At 72.3% G+C, this 20,715-nt stretch carries 18 protein-coding genes; 5 read left to right on the top strand and 13 right to left on the bottom strand.

What is annotated here, in order from left to right; translation table 11 throughout:
* Positions 1-105: 105 nt before the first annotated feature.
* Both KNO15_RS12300 and KNO15_RS12305 read left to right on the top strand, forming a co-directional pair.
* Complete coding sequence (locus KNO15_RS12300; protein ID WP_241704025.1) at positions 106-387, top strand: PqqD family protein; 282 nt, start codon at positions 106-108, stop codon at positions 385-387.
* Positions 388-1,950, top strand: coding sequence for a polysaccharide biosynthesis tyrosine autokinase (locus KNO15_RS12305; protein ID WP_241704026.1), 1,563 nt, complete (start codon positions 388-390; stop codon positions 1,948-1,950).
* A gap of 79 nt (positions 1,951-2,029) precedes the next feature.
* Here the strand turns inward: KNO15_RS12305 and KNO15_RS12310 are convergent, their stop codons facing one another.
* From KNO15_RS12310 to KNO15_RS12320, 3 genes are read right to left on the bottom strand one after another with little or no spacing between them, the layout of a single operon-like run.
* Complete coding sequence (locus KNO15_RS12310) at positions 2,030-3,289, bottom strand: O-antigen ligase family protein (RefSeq protein WP_241704027.1); 1,260 nt, start codon at positions 3,287-3,289, stop codon at positions 2,030-2,032.
* On the bottom strand, positions 3,286-4,368 hold the full coding sequence (locus KNO15_RS12315; protein WP_241704028.1) for a glycosyltransferase: 1,083 nt from the start codon (positions 4,366-4,368) through the stop codon (positions 3,286-3,288). Before KNO15_RS12315 ends, KNO15_RS12310 begins: the two co-directional genes overlap by 4 nt.
* Positions 4,369-4,383: 15 nt before the next feature.
* Positions 4,384-4,557, bottom strand: coding sequence for a hypothetical protein (locus KNO15_RS12320; protein WP_241704029.1), 174 nt, complete (start codon positions 4,555-4,557; stop codon positions 4,384-4,386).
* A 188-nt stretch (positions 4,558-4,745) separates the two neighbouring features.
* Here KNO15_RS12320 and KNO15_RS12325 point away from each other — a divergent pair, with 188 nt between their 5' ends.
* Positions 4,746-6,863, top strand: coding sequence for a RecQ family ATP-dependent DNA helicase (locus tag KNO15_RS12325; protein WP_241704030.1), 2,118 nt, complete (start codon positions 4,746-4,748; stop codon positions 6,861-6,863).
* A 24-nt stretch (positions 6,864-6,887) separates the two neighbouring features.
* Here the strand turns inward: KNO15_RS12325 and KNO15_RS12330 are convergent, their stop codons facing one another.
* The 5 genes from KNO15_RS12330 to KNO15_RS12350 all read right to left on the bottom strand — a co-directional run bounded on the left by KNO15_RS12330 (position 6,888) and on the right by KNO15_RS12350 (position 10,060).
* Positions 6,888-7,700, bottom strand: coding sequence for a hypothetical protein (locus tag KNO15_RS12330; protein WP_241704031.1), 813 nt, complete (start codon positions 7,698-7,700; stop codon positions 6,888-6,890).
* Positions 7,701-7,863: 163 nt separating this feature from the next.
* Positions 7,864-9,012, bottom strand: coding sequence for a UDP-N-acetylmuramate dehydrogenase (locus KNO15_RS12335; RefSeq protein WP_308220440.1), 1,149 nt, complete (start codon positions 9,010-9,012; stop codon positions 7,864-7,866).
* Positions 9,009-9,434, bottom strand: a complete 426-nt coding sequence (locus tag KNO15_RS12340) for a MaoC family dehydratase (RefSeq protein WP_241704032.1) — start codon at positions 9,432-9,434, stop codon at positions 9,009-9,011. Before KNO15_RS12340 ends, KNO15_RS12335 begins: the two co-directional genes overlap by 4 nt.
* Positions 9,434-9,880, bottom strand: coding sequence for an FAS1-like dehydratase domain-containing protein (locus KNO15_RS12345; RefSeq protein ID WP_241704033.1), 447 nt, complete (start codon positions 9,878-9,880; stop codon positions 9,434-9,436). The genes KNO15_RS12340 and KNO15_RS12345 overlap by 1 nt, the downstream gene beginning before the upstream one ends.
* A 69-nt stretch (positions 9,881-9,949) precedes the next feature.
* On the bottom strand, positions 9,950-10,060 hold the full coding sequence (locus KNO15_RS12350; protein ID WP_241704034.1) for a ribonucleotide-diphosphate reductase subunit beta: 111 nt from the start codon (positions 10,058-10,060) through the stop codon (positions 9,950-9,952).
* Between the two features lie 309 nt (positions 10,061-10,369).
* On the opposite strand from KNO15_RS12350, the gene KNO15_RS12355 reads away from it, so the two are divergent.
* On the top strand, positions 10,370-11,293 hold the full coding sequence (locus KNO15_RS12355) for a Ppx/GppA phosphatase family protein (RefSeq protein ID WP_241704035.1): 924 nt from the start codon (positions 10,370-10,372) through the stop codon (positions 11,291-11,293).
* A gap of 85 nt (positions 11,294-11,378) precedes the next feature.
* Here KNO15_RS12355 and KNO15_RS12360 read toward each other — a convergent pair whose 3' ends face one another.
* Positions 11,379-12,032, bottom strand: coding sequence for a TetR/AcrR family transcriptional regulator (locus KNO15_RS12360; protein ID WP_241704036.1), 654 nt, complete (start codon positions 12,030-12,032; stop codon positions 11,379-11,381).
* Positions 12,033-12,151: 119 nt separating this feature from the next.
* Here KNO15_RS12360 and KNO15_RS12365 point away from each other — a divergent pair, with 119 nt between their 5' ends.
* Positions 12,152-12,922: a DUF4386 domain-containing protein gene (locus KNO15_RS12365; RefSeq protein WP_241704037.1), complete on the top strand. Its 771-nt coding sequence runs from the start codon at positions 12,152-12,154 to the stop codon at positions 12,920-12,922.
* On the opposite strand, the gene KNO15_RS12370 is transcribed toward KNO15_RS12365, so the two are convergent.
* From KNO15_RS12370 to KNO15_RS12385, 4 genes are read right to left on the bottom strand one after another with little or no spacing between them, the layout of a single operon-like run.
* Complete coding sequence (locus KNO15_RS12370) at positions 12,904-13,662, bottom strand: ABC transporter ATP-binding protein (protein WP_241704038.1); 759 nt, start codon at positions 13,660-13,662, stop codon at positions 12,904-12,906. The two genes, KNO15_RS12365 and KNO15_RS12370, sit on opposite strands and share 19 nt — an antisense overlap.
* Positions 13,649-14,647, bottom strand: coding sequence for an ABC transporter ATP-binding protein (locus KNO15_RS12375; protein ID WP_241704039.1), 999 nt, complete (start codon positions 14,645-14,647; stop codon positions 13,649-13,651). Before KNO15_RS12375 ends, KNO15_RS12370 begins: the two co-directional genes overlap by 14 nt.
* 5 nt (positions 14,648-14,652) lie before the next feature.
* Positions 14,653-17,403 (bottom strand): FtsX-like permease family protein, encoded by a 2,751-nt coding sequence (locus tag KNO15_RS12380; RefSeq protein WP_241704040.1) that lies wholly within the window; start codon positions 17,401-17,403, stop codon positions 14,653-14,655.
* Positions 17,400-20,519: an FtsX-like permease family protein gene (locus KNO15_RS12385; RefSeq protein WP_241704041.1), complete on the bottom strand. Its 3,120-nt coding sequence runs from the start codon at positions 20,517-20,519 to the stop codon at positions 17,400-17,402. Before KNO15_RS12385 ends, KNO15_RS12380 begins: the two co-directional genes overlap by 4 nt.
* Positions 20,520-20,715 lie beyond the last annotated feature (196 nt).

Genomic DNA, 20,715 nt, shown 5'->3' on the forward strand with positions numbered 1-20,715 from the left:
GAAGGTGACCGGGCGGATGAAAACGCCACCGACCCCTCCCGCGCCCGTCGACACGCGAGGAACCCGGACGTCATCTGGGTGGAAGCCGTGCAGGGCCGCCTCGCGATGGCCGACGTCTCGGATTTCCGGCAGTTCGAGCTGACCGGCCCGTCTGCTGAAGTGTGGAGCCGCATCGATGGATTCGCGTCTGACGATGAAGTGGTGCGGGCCGTACTCGACTGCTATCCCGAACACCCGGACTCCGCATATGCCGAGTGCGTCTCCCTCATCGAGACGATGGCGAGCCTCGAACTGCTCGTCCACCAGCCCGACACCGACCGCGGTGTGCCCGACGACCACCGCCCCGGAGGCCGCGTCGTGAAACCCAGCTCAGAAGGGAACCGTTGAATGAGCACCCAGACCGAAGCCGCCGACACACGATCGAGATCACGTGAGCTCCGCGACTTCATCTCGATGCTCCGCCGATACTGGGTGGGCGAAGTTCTGATCCTCCTCGCCACCATCGCCGTCGTCGCGGTCTTCACCGCCCTCCAGCCACGGGTCTACACGTCATCGGCGTCCGGGCTGACGCAGGCGGCCTCCGGAGAGAGCCTGTCGATGGCGCTCGCCGGCGACAGCCTCGCGAAGTCGCGCGCCGAGACGTACGTGCGCGTCGCCACCTCCGACGCCGTCGCCAAGCGCGCCGCCGAGATCCTCGGGAACAACCGCAGCGTCGGCGACCTGCTGGGACATGTCAGCGCAAGTCTGCCGGCCGACACCTCCGTCATCGAGATCAGTGCGCGAGCCGACACTCCCGAGGGCGCCGCCAAGCTCGCGAACACCTGGATCCAGGCCCTCGCGGACCAGGTCAAAGCGATCGAGACTCCGCAGGACGCGATCAACGACGCCGCGATCTCCTTCGTCCCGCTGGCGGCCGCCCGCGCCCCCTACCTGCCGTCCTCGCCGAACCTGCAGTTCGCACTGGTGCTGGCACTCCTCGCAGGTCTGGCCCTCTCGTTCGTCTACGGACTCCTCCGCAGTCACTTCGACAGGAAGGTCCGCACCGTGGCCCAGATCGAGGCGCTCATCGATGCTCCTGTCATCGGGACGATCCCGGCCAGCGACCTCTTCGGCGACCGCAAGCGGATCATCGATCAGTCCGACGACGACACTCATCAGCTGTTCGCCATCTCCGAATCCCTACGCGAACTCCGGACGAACCTCAGCTATGTCGACGTCGACAGGCCCCCGCGCGTGATCGTCGTCACGAGCTCCGTCCCCGGCGAGGGCAAATCGACCCTCGCCTCGAACCTCGCCGACGCCATCGCCGCCTCCAACTCGAACGTCGTCGTCATCGACTGCGATCTCCGGCGACCGACCCAATCCGGGATCTACGGCCTGCGGACCGGAGCGGGGTTGACCGATGTGCTCAGCGGCCGGCTCTCCATCAACGACGCCCTTCAGGCGCCCACCAGCGACCCGCACCTGCGCGTGCTCCCGTCCGGACGCATTCCACCGAACCCGAGCGAGCTGCTCGGCTCCCGCACGATGAAAGAGCTGGTCGACGCCCTCTCCGAGGTCGCCACGGTGATCCTGGACGCCCCGCCCGTCCTGTCGGTCACGGATGCCGCGATTCTCGGCACGATCGCCGACGGTGTCGTCCTCACGGTCGCAGCCAAGCAGATCACGTCGGAACAGCTCGAGAAGTCGCACCGCGCGATCCTGCGCGTCCGCGGGCGGGTGCTCGGCGCCGTCCTCAACAAAGTCCCGTCCAACGGTATCGATGCCTACGACTACGGCTACTACCGCAGCGACTATTACTATGCGGCAGCTGACACGAACGACGAGTCGGCCTCGAAGGAGACCGCGGCGGACGAGACCGAGGACACCGCCACCCCAGCCAGCCTCGACGAGACCCCTGAAACCAGACGTGGCGAGCGCGCTCTCTCGCTTCGGCGACGCGACCGCTGAGGTCTGCGCGCGGCGGACACCGTCGGGTGGGCGGCGCACCCGTGACGCTGGGCGCCCGTGCTGCTGGGCGCCCGCTGTCCTACGCCGAGTGCGCCACCAGTGACTTCTCGGGCACCTTCAGCCCCTCGACCCGAGGCGCCGCCGCGGGGAGGGTCACGAAGACACTGAAGAGGATCCCGGTGTACATCCAGGCGAAGACGTCGAACGAGAAGAACATTCCGATCATCAGGACCAGCAGTGCCCTGGTCGTCCGGCCGGCGAAGATGAATGCCACGATGGAGACCACGACGAGCAGGATCAGGCCGGCGATGCCCATGGTCCCCAGCGCGTAGACGAACATGTCGTCGACGACACGCAGGTAGGTCTGCTGCATGTACCCACGGTCGTAGAGGATGTCCACACTGCCGAACCCGGAGCCGAACCAGGCCTCCAGCGGCGGTCGCGCCAGGAGATTCGGCACCGATTCGAAGGCGCCGAGGCGGTGCGACCACGAACCGGACACGACGAGCTCTTCTGCGATCCGTACGATTCCGACGTCGACGTTCACGAGCACGACGCCACTGGCGAGCAACACGTACAGCGTCCGCACCCACGACGTCAGCTTGCCGTTGGACGCCAGATGCACGAGAAGCGCCCCGACGAGCGAGAGCATGACGCTCCGCGTGCCGCCGATGACCAGTCCGACGGCGAGGCACGCCAACGCCGCGAGTCGCCAGCGCTGCTTCCATTGCGCAGGATTCGACCAGGCGACGATGAAGGCGATGCCCTGGAGCACCGCGAACGGGATCGGGTGGCCGAGCGTTCCCTGGGTGCGGTCGTAACCGTCGAGGAACGGGTTGTCGCGCGTGCCCCCGCGGTAGCCCCACACGGGATCGGCGTCGACGAGCACCTCGGCGAGGCCGAGCAGCATCTGGAAGATCGCGGTGAGGACGATCGCGGCGTAGAGGATCCGGAGCTCGGCCGGGTCGAGCGAGGAGGCGACGTAGGCGGCGAGCACCGCCAAGCCGAAGTACAGGGTCATCGTCGTGAGCGGAAGGCTGCCGGTCAGCAGGACTCCCATGCCGACCCAGCCCCACCAGACCGAGATCAGGACGAACTGCCGCCCGCCAGCGGCAGGAGCGCGGCTGCGGAGGAGCGCCAGGGTCAGCAGGGCGATCGATCCGATGAAGCACGCCTGCCAGACCTCGGAAGGGGCGGTGTTGTTCCCGCCGTACGTGAGGAGGAAGAACGCGAGCGACAACGCGACGGCCCTGACGACACGCGGCGGAACCATCAGAGTGAACACCGCGCCGACGAGGAGCACAGCGGCGCCGCCGGCCAACAGGAGGAGGGGATTCATGATCCTCCCGAGGGCGCGAGCACGGCGCGATATCGCGCCAGCACCGGCCCGAAGACCCGCTCCGGCGATGCCTCGGAGTCCACCCAGCTCTTGGCCTGCGAAATCGCCGCGGTGCGAGCTCGATCGTCCGTGACGGCACGAGCGATCGTCCGGGCGAACTCGGCGTCGTCCGCGTCGTCGGCGACCTCGAACCCCCGCCCGGAGGCCAACAGCCCGTTCGCTGCAGACGTCGTCGCGACGACGGGACGTCGGCGCTCGAACGCCTCCAGGACCACGAGCGGGGTGCCCTCCCAGCGTGACGTCATCACCAGGACGTGCGCGGCGTCGAGGCGGTCGGGCACGTCGTCGACGTGACCTGCGAACGTGACCGGCGCCCCCAACTCGGCGGCCAGCCTCTCCGCGTCGCCGCGGAGCTCGCCGTCTCCGACCCAGGTCGCTGCAACCGACATCGTCTCCGCCAGCCGTGCGACGATCCGTACGAACCGGAGCGGGTCCTTCTGCTCGACGAGACGCCCGACGGCAAGGATCTGCACCGGTGCCGCGAGGTCCGTCGCCGGCCACTCGCTGGGGCGGGAGGCCGCCCGCTGCGCAGGGGCGTTTCCGACGACCACGACGCGGCTCCTCGGTCGACGCGCATCGTAGACGACCATGTCGGCGACCGTCTCTCCGACGGCGAAGACGGTACTGCTCCGGAAAGAGAGCGCTCGCGGGCGGAGGCTCGGAAGCCGCGTGTGGGCGTGTTCCACGACGGGGATGCCCAGGAGACGGCCGACGATGAGGCTTTGCAGGGCCTCGCGTCGCTGGTGTGCGTGGAGGATGTCCGGTCTCTCCGTGCGTGCTGCGCGCAGGAGAGCCCTCGTCTGCGTGAGGAATCCCGCGCGCCGCTGCGGGATGAACCGGACGGAGGGGGCAAGGCGGGATCGCGAGGACCCGGGCTCCCCGACCACGGAGACCACCACCCCGTGCTGGAGCGCGAGCCAGTTGGACAGGTCGACGACGACCTGCTGGGCGCCCCCTGCACCGATGTTGTCGATCACCTGCATGACCCGGAGCGCTCGGCCTCCGATGGTCTCTGTCATCGGACGGGAGCCCGGTCAGCTCGGGTCGATGACCTGGACGTCGCCGAGTGCGTTGCGAGCCTTGTCGAGAGCCTCGCCGATGTTGCGGGCGTCCATGACGACGACGGCGGCGGTTCCGTTCGGCAGACGGAGCCGGAGCTCGAACGGGCGGAGCGGGGACCGTGTACGGGTGCGGGCTGTAGTGGACACGGTGGAACTGTAGGTCCGGAAACCCGGGGCGATTTCGGCGGTTTCCGGCCGGTCAACGCTTCCGGGCGACCATTTCATCCGGGCCCTCACCCATCGCGATCCTCCCTCACAGACCCTGTCGCACGTGATCCATCCACAGATCGAGGCTTTACCGGCGCCCCGTCGGTCGCTTCTGGAACGATGGCTGCATGAGCACCACCGACACCACGTCAGAGACCACCCGCGATCGAGCCCTCTCGCGTCTGCGCGCCCTCGTCGGCCGCCCGGACGCCGACTTCCACGCCGGGCAGTTCGAAGCTGTCGAGGCCCTCGTCGACGACCGCAGCAAGGCGCTGGTGGTGCAGCGGACCGGCTGGGGCAAGTCGGCCGTGTACTTCGTCGCGACGATGCTCCTGCGCGAGCGCGGAGCCGGCCCGACCATCCTCGTCTCTCCGCTCCTGGCTCTGATGCGCGACCAGGTGGAGGCGGCGGCGCGGGCCGGGGTCAGGGCTCTGTCGATCAACTCCGCCAATCGGCACGAGTGGGACGAGGTGGTCGCCCGGTTGAAGGACGATACGGTCGATGTGCTCCTGGTCTCACCGGAGCGGCTCAACAATCCCGAGTTCCGCGACCAGCACCTGCCGGCCCTCGTCGAGCGATGCGGGCTCCTGGTCATCGACGAGGCGCACTGCATCTCAGACTGGGGCCACGATTTCCGGCCCGACTACCGCCGGCTGCGCGAGCTCGTGCGCGCCCTGCCCGAGGGCGTCCCCGTGCTCGCCACGACGGCCACGGCCAACCAGCGGGTGGTCGCCGATGTCGAGGAGCAGCTGGGCGGCGCGTCTGGCGCAGGCTCCGTGCGCACGATCCGAGGGCCGTTGGCGCGCCGGTCGCTGCGGCTCGGCGTCCTCACGCTCGACGACGCCACCGCACGGCTGGCCTGGCTCGCCGGCCACCTCGCCGATCTCCAGGGCAGCGGGATCATCTACACGCTGACGGTGTCGGCCGCGGACGACACCGCCCGGGTGCTCCGCCGGGCCGGACACGATGTGGCCGCATACACGGGCCAGACGGATCCTGCGGAGCGGGAGGAGCTCGAGGCCCGACTCAAGCGCAACGACGTCAAAGCTCTCGTTGCGACGAGCGCTCTCGGCATGGGGTTCGACAAACCGGATCTGGGCTTCGTCGTGCATCTGGGCGCGCCGTCCTCGCCCGTCGCCTACTACCAGCAGGTCGGGCGGGCGGGCCGCGCCACCGAGACTGCCGACGTGCTCCTGCTGCCGGGCGCGGAGGACCGCGCGATCTGGCAGTACTTCGCCACGGCCGCGATGCCGACGGAAGAGAAGGTGTCCGCGCTGCTCGGTGCGCTGAGTGAACAGGCCCAGTCCACGCGGGTGCTCGAGAGCCGGGTCGACCTGCGCTCGTCGACGCTCGAGCTCCTGCTCAAAGTGCTCGACGTCGACGGCGCCGCACGACGCGTGCCCGGCGGCTGGATCGCAACCGGCGTGCCGTGGACCTACGACCGGGAACGCTACGAACGTATCGCGGCGGCCAGAGAGGCCGAGCAGCGCGCGATGATCGAGTACGAGCGCACGCCGGGCTGCCGGATGGAGTTCCTGCAACGCCAGCTCGACGACACCGACGCTGGCCCGTGCGGGCGCTGCGATCGATGCGCCGGGCCGTGGTACCCCAGCGAGGTGGCGGCCGACGCGGCGCAGGCGATCGCCTCGGAGCTCGATCGTGCGGGTGTGCCGGTCGAACCCCGAAAGCTCTGGCCGACCGGCGCGGATGCCGTCGGCGTTCCCGTGCGCGGCAAGATCCCGCCGAGCGAGCAGTTGGAGACGGGACGGGTGCTCGCCCGGATGACCGATCTGGGCTGGGGAGGCCGGCTCCGCGGGCTCCTGTCACCGGAGACGCCCGACGCGGACTGCCCACCGGAGATCCTGCGGGCGTGTGTTCAGGTGCTCGCGCAATGGGACTGGACGCAGAGGCCGGGTGCGGTGGTCGCGGTGCCGTCGCGCTCGCGACCGCGGTTCACCGAGAGCCTCGCCCGGGGACTGGCCGAGATCGGACGACTCCCCTACCTCGGAATGCTCACGCTCCGCCAGGGCGGGCCGTCCGGCAGCGCGGGCGGCAACAGCACCTACCGCCTCGCCGGGGTCTGGGAACGGTTCGACGGGACGGGCCTCGAGGTGCCGCCCGGTGTTCCTGTGCTGCTCGTCGACGACGTCATCGACAGCCGGTGGACGATCACGGTCGCCGGGCGTGAGCTGAAGCGTTCAGGCGCGGCTGCTGTCCTGCCGTTCGCGGCGGCCCTGCGGGCGTGACGGGCTGTCGGGTCGGGATGCGGGTCAGATGAAGCCGCCGAAATCGCCGCCACCGAAATCGCCGCCACCGAAATCGCCGCCACCGGTGTCCCAGCCGGGGCCCGCGTCCCAGCCGGAGCCGGCGCCCCAGCCGGAGGAATCCGCGCCGAAGGTGGAGTCTGCGCCGGACGTCGAGTCGACTCCGGAGTCGGTGCCGGAGGTGTCGGCGGACGCAGCCTGCGCGTCGGTTCCACCGTCGGCGGAGCCGGTATCGCCGGAGGCCGCGTCGGGTGATCCTCCGTCTGTAGCCGCCTGATCCGCACCGGGCGCGGGCAGGAACGCGCTGACGAGAGTGGAGGCGATGACATAGCCGGCCACGCTGCCGAGCAGCGAGCTCGCGAACATCCCGCCGAAGCCCATACCGCCCGCCGGGCGTGCGCCGAGCGTGCGCTCCAGGGTCCCGGGCTGGCGCAGTTCGGAGCGGGTCGCGGCCTGGGCGAGCGAGCGAGCGTCGTCCGCGCGCGGCTGCTCACCCGACGGCGCGTTGGCAGAGAGCTCCTGGAACACGAGGCGGCGCTGCTCCGGGGTCAGCTTGGCGAACGCCTCCTCGTGCACCTGCTCGATGGTCTCGGGCGGGGCGGTGCGCAGGAGATAGCGGTAGCGCTCGACGGCGATCTCGTCCTCACTGCGCTGCGCCGACTCTGAGGCTGCAGGAGCCCCGGTGGCCGAAGGAGCCTTGGCGCCGGCCGGAGCGGCAGCCTGAGCCCCAGCGGAGGGGTACTGCTGGGCGGGCTGGTACTGACGAGTGCGCTCGTCCTGCGGTTCTTCGCGGCCGAGAAGTCGATCGAGGAATCCCATGGCCACAGCCTAGAAACGAAGGGTGAGAGTCCTCTCAGAGAACGCCGTCAACTGTCTTCGCGGCAGCAGGAGCGCGGTGCCCGCCGCGGTGCCAGCCGCTGAGCCCGCCGCAGTGCCGTTGGCGGCCCCGGTCGTGGCCCCGGCACGGCTCGACGACCGATCGTCACAGCGACAGACCCACCAGGACCGGCTCGGGCCGCAGAAGCACGCCGAACTCCGCCTGCACCCGCGCCTGGATGAACGAGGCCAGCTGGGCGACGTCCGATGCCGTGGCGTGGCCGCGGTTGACGATCGCGAGGGTGTGCTTCGACGAGATGGCGGCGCCCGAGCCCGGCAGGGCGAAGCCCCGGCGGATGCCGGCGTTCTCGATCAGCCAGGCGGCAGAGAGCTTGACCTCGTACGGGCCGCCGGCCAGCGGCGGGATGTCGAGGGGGTGCACGCCTCCGGCGGGGAGGCCGATCACGACATCCGGCTCGGGAGGCGTCACGGGCCACCGGGGAGCATCGGCGGGGAGGCCGCGCGCGAACGACTCGGAGACGATCGGGTTGGTGAAGAAGCTGCCCGAGCTGACCGAGTCCGGGTCGTCGGGGTCGAGCACCATCCCCTTGGAGGCGCGAAGCGCCAGCACGGCGCGCCGCAGTTCCGCGACAGGAACCCGCGAGCCGAGGGGAACGCCGAGCGAGTCCGCCAGCTGCACGTACGCGACCGGCGCGCTGAGCGGTGCGCCGACGCCGCCGGGAACCGAGTTGTCCGACAGCTCCAGCTCCACCGCGAGCACCAGGCCGAGCCTCCCGCGCTTGAGCACGGACGTGCGATAGCCGAGCTCCAGCTCCGCGCGCGACAGACGAACGACCTCGCCCGTCGCCGCGTCGAGGAAGTCGACGCCGACCAGCGCGGACTCCAGCTCCTGCCCGTACGCCCCGATGTTCTGCACCGGCGCCGCGCCGGTCGAACCGGGGATGCCCGACAGTGCCTCCACGCCCGACCAGCCGTTGCGCACGGTCAGGGCGACGACCTCGTCCCAGGGCTCGCCCGCCTGCACCCGCAGCCGAACGCGACCGTCCGGGGCACCGACCCGATCGATGCCCCTGGTCACCACGTGGATGACCGTCCCCTCGAAGCCGTCGTCGCTTGCGACCGTGTTCGAGCCGCCGCCGAGGAGCAGCCACTCCTCCCCCGACGCCCAGACCTCGCGGGCGGCCTCGACGAGCGCGTCGGTGTCTGCCGGAGCGATCAGGGTCTCCGGCACGCCCCCGACCCGCATGGTCGTGAGATCCGCGAGAGCGGGCGTGCCTGTCGTCTCGTCGTTCACGCGAGCGAGACGCGGACCTGCGCCTTGCCGAGCACGGTCTCGGCGTTGAACGTCGTGGTGAGGTCGATGCGTGCGACCCGGGCCTCCGCGTCGAGTTGACCGACCTTGGCCGTCACCTGCACGCTCGCGCCGCTCGTCGGGTCGACGACCACGGGGCGCGTGAACCGCACCTGGTAGTCGACCACGCGCGCGGGGTCGCCGGCCCAGTCGACGACCGGCTGCACCGACAGGCCCATCGTGAGCATGCCGTGGGCGATCACCCCGGGGAGACCGACCGAGGTCGCGACGTCGTCGCGGTAGTGGATCGGATTGAAATCGCCGGACGCGCCCGCGTAGCGGACCAGCGCATCCCTGCTGAGATCGAAGGTGCGCTCGGCGACCACGTCGCCGACGGCGAGGGACTCGAACTCGGGTGCGGGCATCACTCGTCTCCTCGAACGACCAGGGTGGACACGGTGGTGACGACGTGCTCGCCGGCCACGTCGACGATGACGGTCTCGGCGGTGACCATCGAGTGCGCGCCGAGCGACTTGACGGACGTCACCGTGAGCGTCGCGGTGAGCTCGTCGCCCGCGACGACCGGCCGCGAGAAGGTGAACCGCTGGTCGCCGTGGACGACCCGGCTGAAGTCGATACCGGCCTCGGGGTCGGCGAGCAGCTGGTCGAGGGTGAGCTGCTGCACGACGACGGCGAACGTCGGCGGCGCGACGAGGTCGGCGTGGCCGGCGGCCTGGGCGGCCGCCAGATCGAAGCTGATGGGGTCGGTCGCGAGCACGGCTGCGGCGAACTCGCGCACCTTCTCACGCCCGACGAGGTAGGGAGGGGTCGGCGGGAAGCTTCGCCCCACGAGCTCTGGATTCACTGGCACCCGACGATTCTACGAAACAGAAGAGCCCCGGCGCAGAAGCGCCGGGGCTCTCGAAGCTGTGTCAGCGGACTACTGGCAGCTGTCGCACTGCAGCAGGTCCATCGGGTCGACGGGAACCGCGTAGCCGCCGACGGTGTCGTTTTCGTAGTCCATGATGGCCTCCCCTAGAAGTCTGTTCACCGTGCGTCTCGCGGTGTTTACCCACTATATAACCCGAATGACACGATTGTCATTCCACTACATGTAGTGTTTTCGGGTTTTTTCTGGCCGGCTGCCCAACACCCTTGAGATTACGCGGAACCACCGACATCGCCCCCTCCGAAGTGGGGGAATCGACCCGGCGTGTCGGCTCGGGACACCCGCCCTGGGCACTGCGCCCTCCAGGTCGTGGCTCGGCACGCAGCGATGAGGGCACGACCAGGTGCGCCTGCCGATTCTTCGACTTTCACCGTGCGTCGGCCGGGCTCGCACGACCGTTACTCTCTCCCTATGCGACTCGGAGTCCTCGACGTGGGATCGAACACCATCCACCTGCTCGTCGTCGACGCGCACCCCGGCGCCCGCCCGCTCCCCGCGGCCACCCACAAGTCCGTGCTGCGTCTGATGCGCTACATCCTGGAGGACGGGTCTATCAGCGCGGAGGGCGAGACCGCCATCGTCGAGGCCATCCGTGCGGCGGTCGCGGTCGGTGAAGCGGAGGGCATCGACGAACTGCTGCCGTTCGCGACCTCCGCGATCCGGGAGGCCACCAACGGTCCGGCGATCCTGCGGCGCATCCGCGACGAGACCGGCGTCGAGTTGCAGGTGCTGTCGGGCGAGGATGAAGCGAGGCTGACGTTCCTCGCCGTCCGGCGCTGGTCGGGGTGGTCGTCGGGCTCGCTCCTGCTGCTCGACATCGGCGGCGGCTCGCTGGAGATCGCGGCGGGCGCCGACGAGTACCCCGACACCGCGGTGTCCCTCCCTCTCGGCGCCGGCCGCAGCACGATCGGGTTCCTGCACTACGACCCGCCGACCGACGAACAGCTCACCGCCCTGCGTGACCACGCCAGAGCGACCCTCGCGGAGGCCGTGGGGCGGTTCTCCGGCCGCGGGCCCGAGCACGTGATCGGAACGTCCAAGACCATCCGCTCGCTCGCTCGGTTGGCCGGCTCGACGGCGAGCGGTCCCGGCGGCACCGAGCGCAGCCTCCTGCGCCGCTCCGAGCTCGCCGATTGGGTGCCGCGGCTGGCGCAGCTCCCCGCCGACGCGCGCACGGCGCTGCCCGGCATCACCGCCGACCGCACGTTCCAGATCGTGGCGGGCGGGGTGGTGCTGCGGGAGGCCATGCGCGCCCTCGACGTCGCCGAGCTCGAGGTCTGCCCGTGGGCGCTGCGCGAGGGCATCATCCTCCGCTATCTCGACCACCTCGACTGACGAAGACCGGAGCGAGCGGCAGATTTGCCGCACATGGCGCGATCGGCGGCCCTTATCGCCACATTTGCGGCAAATGGTGCGGCGGTCAGGGCCAGCGGCGCTCGACGCCGTCGAGGATGAGGTCGAGGCCGGTGGCGAACTCCTCGTCGTAGTCGTAGCCGGCCTCTGCGAGCTGCGCGACCACCTCCAGGAGGTACGGGAAGCGCGGCGCCAGCTCGGCGGGAACGGACTGCTCCTTCTCGGCCGCCACCGCGCCCGACTCCTCCGGGGAGTCGAACGGGAGCGTCTTCTCCTGCAGCGCGAAGCCGTACACGTACGCGTCGAGCACCGACGTCACGTGCACGGTGGTGCGCAACGGAAACCCTGCCTCGCGCAGGCACCCCATCATCGCGTCGTGTGCGGCGAGGTTCGCGAGCCCCGGCCGCATGCGCGACTCCATCAGCCCCACCGCCCAGGGATGGCGCCGCAGCGCCGCGCGCAGCGACACCGCCCGCGCCCGCATCGCCTCCCGCCAGCCGGCGCCGGTCGGCGGCTCGACCTCGGCCCAGACCAGGTCGACCATCCCGTCGACGAGCTCGTCCTTGTTGGCGACGTGCTTGTAGAGCGCCATCGGCACCACCCCGAGCTCGGACGCGAGCGACCGCATCGTGAGCGCGTCGAGGCCGGCGGTGTCGGCGCGTTCGAGCGCGCGTCGCAGGACACTGTCACGCGTCAGCCGCGGGCGCGTCGCATCGGGCATCGTGCCCCCTTTCGGCGGACGTCGTGAACGGGTGTTGACAAGGTGTACATCGTACACCTATCGTGCAGGTGTACGGCGTACACCATCTTAGTCACCCTCCCCCCGGAACCGAGGCCGCCATGTCCACCGACCGCATGTCCACCGACCGCTTGTCCACCGACCGCCTGTCCACCGACCGCCGCCGCGCGCTCACCGCCGGCGTCCTCTTCCTCGTCACCTTCGTCACCGCCATCGCCGGAGTGCAGCTCTACGCCCCGGTCCTCGACGACCCCGGCTACGTGCTCGGCGCGGGCACGGACACGCGCGTGCTCCTCGGAATCCTCTGCGAGGCGGCACTGATCGCCGCCAACCTGGGCACGGCCCTCGCACTCTTCCCGATCCTGCGCCGCCGGTCCGAAGGGCTCGCCCTCGGCTACGTCGTCGCCCGCATCATGGAGTGCGTCCTCATCGCCATCGGGATGCTCTGCCTGCTGACGGTCGTCACCCTCCGGGGGCAGGCCGCAGGGCTCGGCGACCAGGAGGTCGTGGCCGTCTCGGCGCACACGCTCGTCGTCCTCCGCAACTGGACGTTCCTGCTCGGCCCCGGCTTCGTCGCCGGCCTCGGCAACGGCGTACTGCTGGGCTGGCTGCTGCTGCGCTCCGGGCTCGTGCCCCGGGGGATGGCGATCGTCGGCATGATCGGCGGCTCCCTCGTCGCACTGTCGGGGATCGGCGTGCTGTTCGGGTTCTGGGGTCAAGGATCGCCGATCTCCGCCATCGCGACACTTCCCGAGATCGTCTGGGAGGCCTTCCTCGGGATCTTCTTCAGCGTCGTCGCCTTCACGCCGCGTCAACGCGCGCGTGCAGCGCGGCGCGCCGCGGGCGAGCGCGCTCAGCCCTCCGCCGCGTGACGCCCCCGCCGGGGCGCGCCGGCGCCGAGCCGGCCGTCGTGGAGCTCCAGCACCCGGTCGGCGCGCGCCATCAGAAGCGGGTCGTGCGTCGTCACCACGGCGGCGACGCCGCTGCCGTGCACCAGCTCGACCAGGAGGTCCATGATCTGCCGGCCGGTCATGCTGTCCAGCTGTCCGGTCGGCTCGTCGGCGAAGAGCAGCGGAGGGTCGGCGGCGAGCGCGCGGGCGATCCCGACGCGCTGCTGCTGGCCTCCCGAGAGCTCGGTCGGGCGCTGCCGCGCGTGCGCCGCCAGCCCCACCCGCTCGAGGAGCTCGGCGACGCGGGCGTCGCGCTCGGCGGGCGGGGTGGCCAGGAGCCGCAGCGGCACCTCCACGTTCTCCGCGGCCGACAGCACCGGGATGAGTCCGAACGACTGGAACACGAAGCCGACACTGCGCTGGCGCAGAGCGACGAGCGCGGCCTCGTCGGCCGTGCCGACCTCGACGCCGTCGACCACGACCCGGCCGGAGGTCGGCCGGTCGAGCCCGCTGAGCACGTTGAGCAGGGTGGTCTTGCCGGATCCGGAGCGGCCCTTGATCACGACCAGCTCGCCGCGGTGGACCTCCAGGGTCGCCTCGGCGAGCGCGACCACGGGTCCGGCCGCGGTCTCGAAGACCCGGCTGACGCCGTCGGCGGCCAGGAGCGGGCCCTCGGGCGCCGGCCCGGCCTGTTCCTCTGCCATGGTGTCAACGCTCGTCATCTGCGGCCTCCTCCTGCGTCTGCTGAACGTGCGGCCACACCCCGACGTGGTCGCTCTCCAGCGCCAGTCGCACCCGCTCGCGCATCCCGAGCGAGGTCAGGTACTCCTGCGGCAGCTGGAGGCGGCCGACCCGGTCGAGGACCGCGTACTCCTCGGCGACCATGTGCTCGTCGCCCTCGGCCGTGACCCCGGTGCGGCGCAGCACCTCGGTGGCCGTGCGGCCGTCGCGGATCTGCACGGTGCGCGCGACGTGGTCGGACACGGTGGGGTCGTGGGTGACGATCAGCGTCGTCACGCCGAGCTCGCGGTTGACGCCGCGCATGGCCTCGAGCACCTCGGCACTGGTCGCCTCGTCCAGCTCTCCGGTCGGCTCGTCGGCGAGCAGCACCCGCGGCTCGTTGGCGAGGCCGACGGCGATGGCGACGCGCTGCTGCTCGCCTCCCGACATCTCGGACGGCGTGCGGTCGGCGCAGTGGGCGACCTCGAGGAGTTCGAGGAGGTCGGCCGACCGGCGCTCCCGGTCGGGGGTGCGCGCCAGCGACATGGCCAGCGCCAGGTTCTCGCGCGCGGTGAGGTAACCGAGGAGGTTGCGCGAGGTCTGCTGCCAGACGAAGCCGACCGTGCGGCGCCGGTAGTCGACCCGCTCGCGCGACGACAGCGCCAGCAGGTCGCGGCCGGCGACCGTCACCGAGCCGGCGGTGGGCTTGTCGAGACCGGACAGGATGCCGAGCAGTGTCGACTTGCCCGAACCGGAGGCGCCGACGATCGCGACGAGCTCGCCGCTGTCGACGCTCAGGGTGAGGCCCTGGAGCGCCTGCACCTCCACACCGTCCGCGGTGAAGATGCGCACGAGGTCCGAGCAGCGGATCGCGGCGTCGGCGGGCGGAGCGGCGGCACCCGGCGCGGCGGCGCCCAGGGCGGCTGCGTGCTCCGCGTCTGCGCCGGTTGCGGAGAGCGCGCCCGACAGGGTCTCCTGCGTGGTCATCCTGGTCATTGTCCTCCTGTCGACGGAAGGTCACCGGCCGCCCTCAGCACGGCGGCCGGCGACGAGCGGCGCGCGCCCGCCAGTGCCACCAGCGTTGCCACCGCGGCGACCGCCGCGAACCCGGCGAGCGCGGCGGCGCTCAGCCACGGATCCCTCGCGACCACCGGTTGCACCGGACTGCCGGTGAACCCGCGGAGATCGAGGGGGCCGAGCACGATCCCCGGCAGCACCAGCCCGACGATCGCGCCGGCGACGAGACCGATGACGAGCACCGGCCCGAGTTCCCAGGCGAGCACGCCGGCCGTCTGCCGCGTGCTGAAGCCGACTGTTCGGAGTGTCGCGACCAGCCGGATGCGCGACGCGGTGTTCATGACCAGCGTGAGCACGAGGGCGGCGACGCAGAGCAGCACGGTGAGGGCGATCGAGAGGAGCGCGATCGACTCGGTCCCGGCCACCAGCGGGGAGGCGCGGAGGGCCGCGCGCTCGGCCACCGCGTCGCCCACCAGGGCTCCGGTGCCGCCGATGCGGGCGAGCTCGTCGTGCACCCGCGCGGCAGCGGCGCCGGGCGAGAGCGCCACCAGCACCGTCTGCGGGGTGCCGGTGACCCCGCTCGAGGCCGGCAGCGTCGAGCGGTCGACGACGACCCAGCGGGAGTCGCGCACGTAGACACCCGGCGTGAAGTCCAGTTCGGTCACGGCGAGGTGCACGTTCGTGCCCTGCCCGATGATGAGCGCGCTCGTCACCGGGATGCGGCTCTCCCAGCCGCCGAGCACCGCGCCGGTGCGTCCGGGGAGCCCGCCGCCGAGGAGCGCGGAGAGGCGTGCGGAGGCGGGGAGGCCGCGTTGCACGGCATCCAGCTGCTTCGGATCGACGAGGTAGCCGGAGACGACCTCCCCCGTCCCTCCCGCGGTGATCGCGATGCCGCCCGCCCAGTCGACCGTTGCGGTGGCCGCGACGCCAGGGATGCGCTTCACGGCGGCCAGCTGGTCGCGGCTCAGCGTCGCGGCCGCGGTCAGCGACAGGTCGGAGCCGACCCTCGCACGCGCGCCCTGGTCGAGACCGTCGCGCGCCGTGGCCAGGACGCTCACCGAGAACAGGGCGATGCTGACCCCGGCGACCAGTGCGAACACCGGCCAGAGCACGGCACCGCGCCCGCCGCGCCCGCCCGTTCCGCGGGCGCCGGAGGCGCCGAGGAAGGCGACGGCGCCGCGGCCACGGCGGAACGCGCCGACGAGCCAGCCGAGCGGGATGCCCGTGACGCGCAGCACGAGCACGCACACGGCCAGCGCCACGAGGACCGGGGTGAGAGCGGCGAGCGGGTCGACCTCCAGACCGCCGCCGGAGGCCGAGAGGCCGCGGCGGGTCAGCAGGACGACGCTCAGCACGGCCAGCCCGATCACCGTCACCTCGGCGACCCACGCCCAGCGCGAGCGTGCCGGCCGACCGGCCGGCCGCGGTGCGAGCGAGCCGGCGGCGAGCACCAGCGCGACCGGCGGCGCCGCAGCGCACAGCGCGGCGAGCAGCACGGGCAGCAGCACAGGCGTCGCGCCGGGCGTCACGGCGAACGCGATCGCGATGCCGACGATCGCAGCAGGGACGGAGGCGAGGGCGCCGTCGATCGCGAGGCTGCCGCGCAGACGGCCGGGCGATGCGCCACGCGCGGCCATCAGGGCGAGCGCCTCACGGCGCCTTCCCACGACGAGCCTGGCGCCCAGCGCGAGCACCGTGAGGGCGACGACCAGCGGTCCCGCCGCGAGGATCGCGAACAGCGTGTTGGCCGGTTGCGCGCGACTCTGGAAGTCGTCGAGCGGCCCCTGCAGGCTCGTGCTGAACGTGAGCGGGACCGGGACGCCTCCGACGGAAGCGACGGGCGGGAGAGCCAGGAACCCGCCGAGGGCGCTGCGGATGTCCGGCAGGTCCTCCACCTCGAACGAGGCCGGCACCACGGGGAGCCACAGCGACGCGACAGCACCGTCGAACGCCGGGGCGATGGCCGGCCACGATCCGGGGTCGGGCCACACCACCGCGCCGAACTCCTTTCCGGAGTCGCCGCTGTCGACGAAGTGGCCGTGGGCGCGGACGGCGTCGAGGTTCCAGAAGTCGCTGCCGGCATCCTTCGGTGCGACGATCCCGACGAGCTTCAGCCTCAGACCGGCCTCGGTGCCCGTGCGCCGCTCGGTGCCGAGGGTCCAGCCGAGGAGGCGCGCGGCGTCGCGGGTGAGCACGACCTCCACGACGGCGCCCTGCCGCGTCGACGCCGTGACCGGCGCCGGCCAGGCACCCTCGACCAGCCGCGCCTGCGATCGCAAGCCGCGATACGCCTCGACCCCGACCCTGTACCTGCTGTTGGAGGCGGCGTCCTTCGGCGGCTGGATGACGACGTCGGTGCTCGTCATCGCCGTGTCGCCCTGCCCGGTGACCTGGCGCAGCGGGGGCTTCAGCCCGGCGTGCACCGATGCGGCGATGCCGGGGAGGCCGCGCCAGACGGCGGCAGGATCGAGTACAGGACCCCCGGTGAAGGTTCCCGTGCGGATGGCGGTGGTCAGGTCGCGGCCGCCCGCACCGGCTTGGGTCAGCTCGTGCCGCAGCTCGGCGGTGAGCAGGCTGCTGGCGACCCGCGGCCAGGCGGCGAGCGCGGCGGTGACGACGACCGTGACGAGAGCGAGCAGCAGGAGGCCGCCGCGGAACGCCTTCAGTGCGCGCAGCGCGAGTCCGGCGTCGGTGAGCCGGGACGTGCGGGCGGGGGCGGCCGTCATCGGGTCTCCTCCCGGTACGCCGTGTCGGCCGCCTGACGTCGCACGCCGGCGCCATACCCCCACACCGCCACGGCGAGCGCGGCGACGAGCGTCACGATCCCGAGGCCCATCCCGACCGGATCGACGCGGCCCTGCACCGAGAGCGTCGGCGGCGCCGTGACCACGGACAGCCGCGCGAGCGTGTTGCCGACCAGCAGGACGACCACCACCCCGCCGAGGAGGCCGAAGACGCCGGCGGCGCAGGAGACGCCGATGACTTCCAGCCGCCGCGCCCACGCCTGCTGCCGCCCGGACAGCCCGACGGCGCGCAGCACGACGACCTCCCCGCGCCGGCGGCGGAGCGCGGCCGTGATCGCGGCGACGACCGCCGCGACCGCCAGCAGGGCACAGCCGGCAGCTCCCAGCCACGTGCTGGCGACCGCCCCGCCGAGGAATCGGGCGACGAACGCGCCGGAGGCGGTGCTCACCGTCGCGTCAGGACCGAGCTCGGCGCGCACGGCGTCCGCGACCGTGTCCGGGTCGTCCGCGCTGCCGGTGGCGAGCCAGATCGACGAGGCCCGCGACACCGACGCGGACGACCGCAACAGTTCGGCGGTGAGCGCGGGCAGGTCGGCGAACACCGCCCGCTCGTCCGAGGTGCCGGGGAGCGCCGGCACGATCGCCGCCACCTTCCCCTGCAGGTCGCCGACCGGGCTGCGCACCTCGATGCGCTGCCCGACCTGGAGGGCGTTGTCCTGCGCGAGCGCCGTGGTGACCGCGAGCGGGAGGGCGGAGGCGCCGGGCGGGACGAACCGCACGGACGCGTCCCCGGCGAACGAGGCGGAACGCGCGCCGAGGGCGCCGTCGGCTCGGAACGCGCCGGCCTCGCCGAACGCCGCCGTGGCCGGGACCCACCCTTCGGCGCCGGACGGCAGCCCGGAGAGGCGCACGCCGACGTCGGCGGCGCCATCCGGGGCCTCCAGTGCCACGTCGAGGGCGACGAGGCGGGTGGCCCCGTCGGGGAGGGCGAAGGCGATCGCGGTCGTCGCCGTGCCGTCTCCGCTCGCGGGTGCGACCTTTCCGGTGACCGGCACGACCTCCCCGGTGGAGGTGGCGAGCCAGGCGGTGCCTCCCGTCACGTCCGCAGCGCCGTCGCCTCCCATCACCGCAGCGGTCGCCGAGAGCTGCGTCGACCCGGACGGGAGCGCCACTCCCGCGAGCGCCCCCGGCACCCGCAGGCGTGCGGCCAGGTCGCCGGTGTCGAGCAGGTAGCCGCCGATCGGCAGCAGGGTCGGCAATGCGCTCGCGTCAGCGGCGACCACCGCGACGTCGGAGTCGCCGACCGTCCCGCTGTCGACGATGGCGGGCGAGACCGTCGTCACGCCGTGGACGGAGGCCAGGCGGGCGGCTCCGGAGGTGTCGGTCGCGCTGTGCGGGCTCCCGCTCACCCCGAGGTCGGTGCGCACAGCCGCACCGTTCACGAGCAGGGCGGAATCGCGGAGGAAGCCGCCGAACGTCCCGGCGTAACCGGCGGCGAACGTGAGCGAGCCGACCGCGAGAACGATCAGCGCGACCGGACCGGCGAAGAGCGCGACCCCGCGCCCGACCTGCCGCGCGGGCAGAACGCCGGCGACACCGCGCCCCCGGCCGGCCACCCGCTCCACCGCGGCAGAAGCCGGGCCGAACAGCAGGAGGCCGATCAGGGCGATCGCGCACAGCACCGCCGCAGGAGCGACCACGCCGGTCGGGTCGACCGCGTCGGAGCCCCCGCCGACGGCCGGGCCGAACGCCACGAAGCGCCACAGGGTCACGGCCGCGGCGATGACGGCGAGCACGGTCAGACCTCCCGACACGACCGTGCGTCCGCGACCGGCCTCCACGGCACCGGGCGATTCGGAGACCGCACGCGCCGAGAAGACGACCGTGAGCGTGGACGCGACGACGGCCGTCGCCACCGTCAGCACCGGAGGCAGCGCGACGTCGAGCACCTGCGCGGGCGGCGCGACCGCGAGCAGCAGCACCAGCTGCGCCGCCACCGTGCCGACGGCCGTCGCGACCACCGCGACCACGCCAGACTCGACGGCCGCTGCACGGGCGAGGGTCTGGATCGTCACCCCACGCGAGCGCAACAGCCGCGTCTCGACCCGCCGCGCGCCGGCGAGCAGCTGGGCGAGCAGCACGAGCGCGATCGCCGAGCAGGCGGCGAGAACAGCGAGCGGGACCGGGATCACGGCGTGCAACGCCACCACCGAGCGCTGCATCGCCGCCACGGTCGCGATCGCGTCGCCCTCGGACGAGAACGGGCTGGCGCCGGCGGCCGAGTCACCGCTCAGCTCCCCGGCGGCGCCCGCCAGCGCCGAGTGCAGACGCGGGAGCTGGGCGGCGGTCGTGCGTGTCGCATCGGGCGTGACCACCCACCTGCCGATGAGTCCGTCGCTGGTCGCAGCCGCGGTGGCCGCGTCCACGGCGATCCTGCCGTCGGTGCCGCCCTGGCCGTCGGTGAGGCCCAGCCAGGCGGGGGCCGACGGGTCGGCGGGATGCCACAGCCCCGTCACCACGACCGGCGCCGGCGCCGACCCGCCCTGCAGCTGCAGGTGATCGCCGACCCGCACGGAGTGGGCGCGCGCGAACGCCTCGTCGACGGCGGCCTGGCCGTCACCGGTGGGCCAGCGGCCTGCCGAGACGACGACCCGGGACCGGAGGCCGTCACCCGCGACAAGGAGCAGGGCGTAGCCGCCTCCGGTGTCGCCGCCTCCGGTGTCGCTGCCTCCGGTGTCGCTGCCTCCGGTGACCTGGACCTGCGGTGCGGAGAACGTTCCGGCGACGGTCGCGGACAGGCCGGACAAGCGGTGGGCGAGCACCCGGCGCACCTCGGCGTCCTGCGCGGTGAGGTCGGACAGGGCAGAGGACTCCAGCGCCAGCGAGGTCACCACTGGCGGCTCCTCGGACAGCGTGGCCCGCACCGCGGCGGTCGGCGACCGGACCGCGAGGCCGGACATCACGCTCGCGAGGGCGGCCACGACGACGATGACGAGCCCGGTCGCGATGAGTGTTCCGCGCTGCGCCCTGCTGCGTTGCAGCCAGAACGACCGCGGCCGACGCACGTCGGCCCCCGCCCGGCCCTCCCTCGCACGCATTCCCTCAACCTAGCGTGCGTTCGCGCAATCACCGTGCGCGCCCACGCACTTTCGCGCGCGCCTGCCGCGCCGCTCACCGCCGAGGGGCACGTTGTTGTCGCTTCCGGGCGCCCGAAGTGACATCTACGTGCCCCTCGCGAGACCCGCTCCCGGCCTCCGGAGTGCCGCGCGTCGGACGAAAGGCGCCCCCCGCCGC

Source organism: Leifsonia shinshuensis, assembly GCF_022606355.1.
In the GTDB taxonomy this organism is placed as follows: domain Bacteria; phylum Actinomycetota; class Actinomycetes; order Actinomycetales; family Microbacteriaceae; genus Leifsonia; species Leifsonia shinshuensis_B.

What these genes read in the sequence shown, in the direction of transcription:
- KNO15_RS12340 (WP_241704032.1), bottom strand. Translation starts at nt 9,434, where the DNA reads ATGCCCGCACCCGAGTTCGAGTCCCTCGCCGTCGGCGACGTGGTCGCC.
- KNO15_RS12310 (WP_241704027.1), bottom strand. Translation starts at nt 3,289, where the DNA reads ATGAATCCCCTCCTCCTGTTGGCCGGCGGCGCCGCTGTGCTCCTCGTC.
- KNO15_RS12385 (WP_241704041.1), bottom strand. Translation starts at nt 20,519, where the DNA reads ATGCGTGCGAGGGAGGGCCGGGCGGGGGCCGACGTGCGTCGGCCGCGG.
- KNO15_RS12315 (WP_241704028.1), bottom strand. Translation starts at nt 4,368, where the DNA reads ATGACAGAGACCATCGGAGGCCGAGCGCTCCGGGTCATGCAGGTGATC.
- KNO15_RS12375 (WP_241704039.1), bottom strand. Translation starts at nt 14,647, where the DNA reads ATGACCACGCAGGAGACCCTGTCGGGCGCGCTCTCCGCAACCGGCGCA.
- KNO15_RS12360 (WP_241704036.1), bottom strand. Translation starts at nt 12,032, where the DNA reads ATGCCCGATGCGACGCGCCCGCGGCTGACGCGTGACAGTGTCCTGCGA.
- KNO15_RS12305 (WP_241704026.1), top strand. Translation starts at nt 388, where the DNA reads ATGAGCACCCAGACCGAAGCCGCCGACACACGATCGAGATCACGTGAG.
- KNO15_RS12365 (WP_241704037.1), top strand. Translation starts at nt 12,152, where the DNA reads ATGTCCACCGACCGCATGTCCACCGACCGCTTGTCCACCGACCGCCTG.
- KNO15_RS12380 (WP_241704040.1), bottom strand. Translation starts at nt 17,403, where the DNA reads ATGACGGCCGCCCCCGCCCGCACGTCCCGGCTCACCGACGCCGGACTC.
- KNO15_RS12300 (WP_241704025.1), top strand. Translation starts at nt 106, where the DNA reads ATGGCCGACGTCTCGGATTTCCGGCAGTTCGAGCTGACCGGCCCGTCT.
- KNO15_RS12355 (WP_241704035.1), top strand. Translation starts at nt 10,370, where the DNA reads ATGCGACTCGGAGTCCTCGACGTGGGATCGAACACCATCCACCTGCTC.
- KNO15_RS12325 (WP_241704030.1), top strand. Translation starts at nt 4,746, where the DNA reads ATGAGCACCACCGACACCACGTCAGAGACCACCCGCGATCGAGCCCTC.
- KNO15_RS12370 (WP_241704038.1), bottom strand. Translation starts at nt 13,662, where the DNA reads ATGACGAGCGTTGACACCATGGCAGAGGAACAGGCCGGGCCGGCGCCC.
- KNO15_RS12330 (WP_241704031.1), bottom strand. Translation starts at nt 7,700, where the DNA reads ATGGGATTCCTCGATCGACTTCTCGGCCGCGAAGAACCGCAGGACGAG.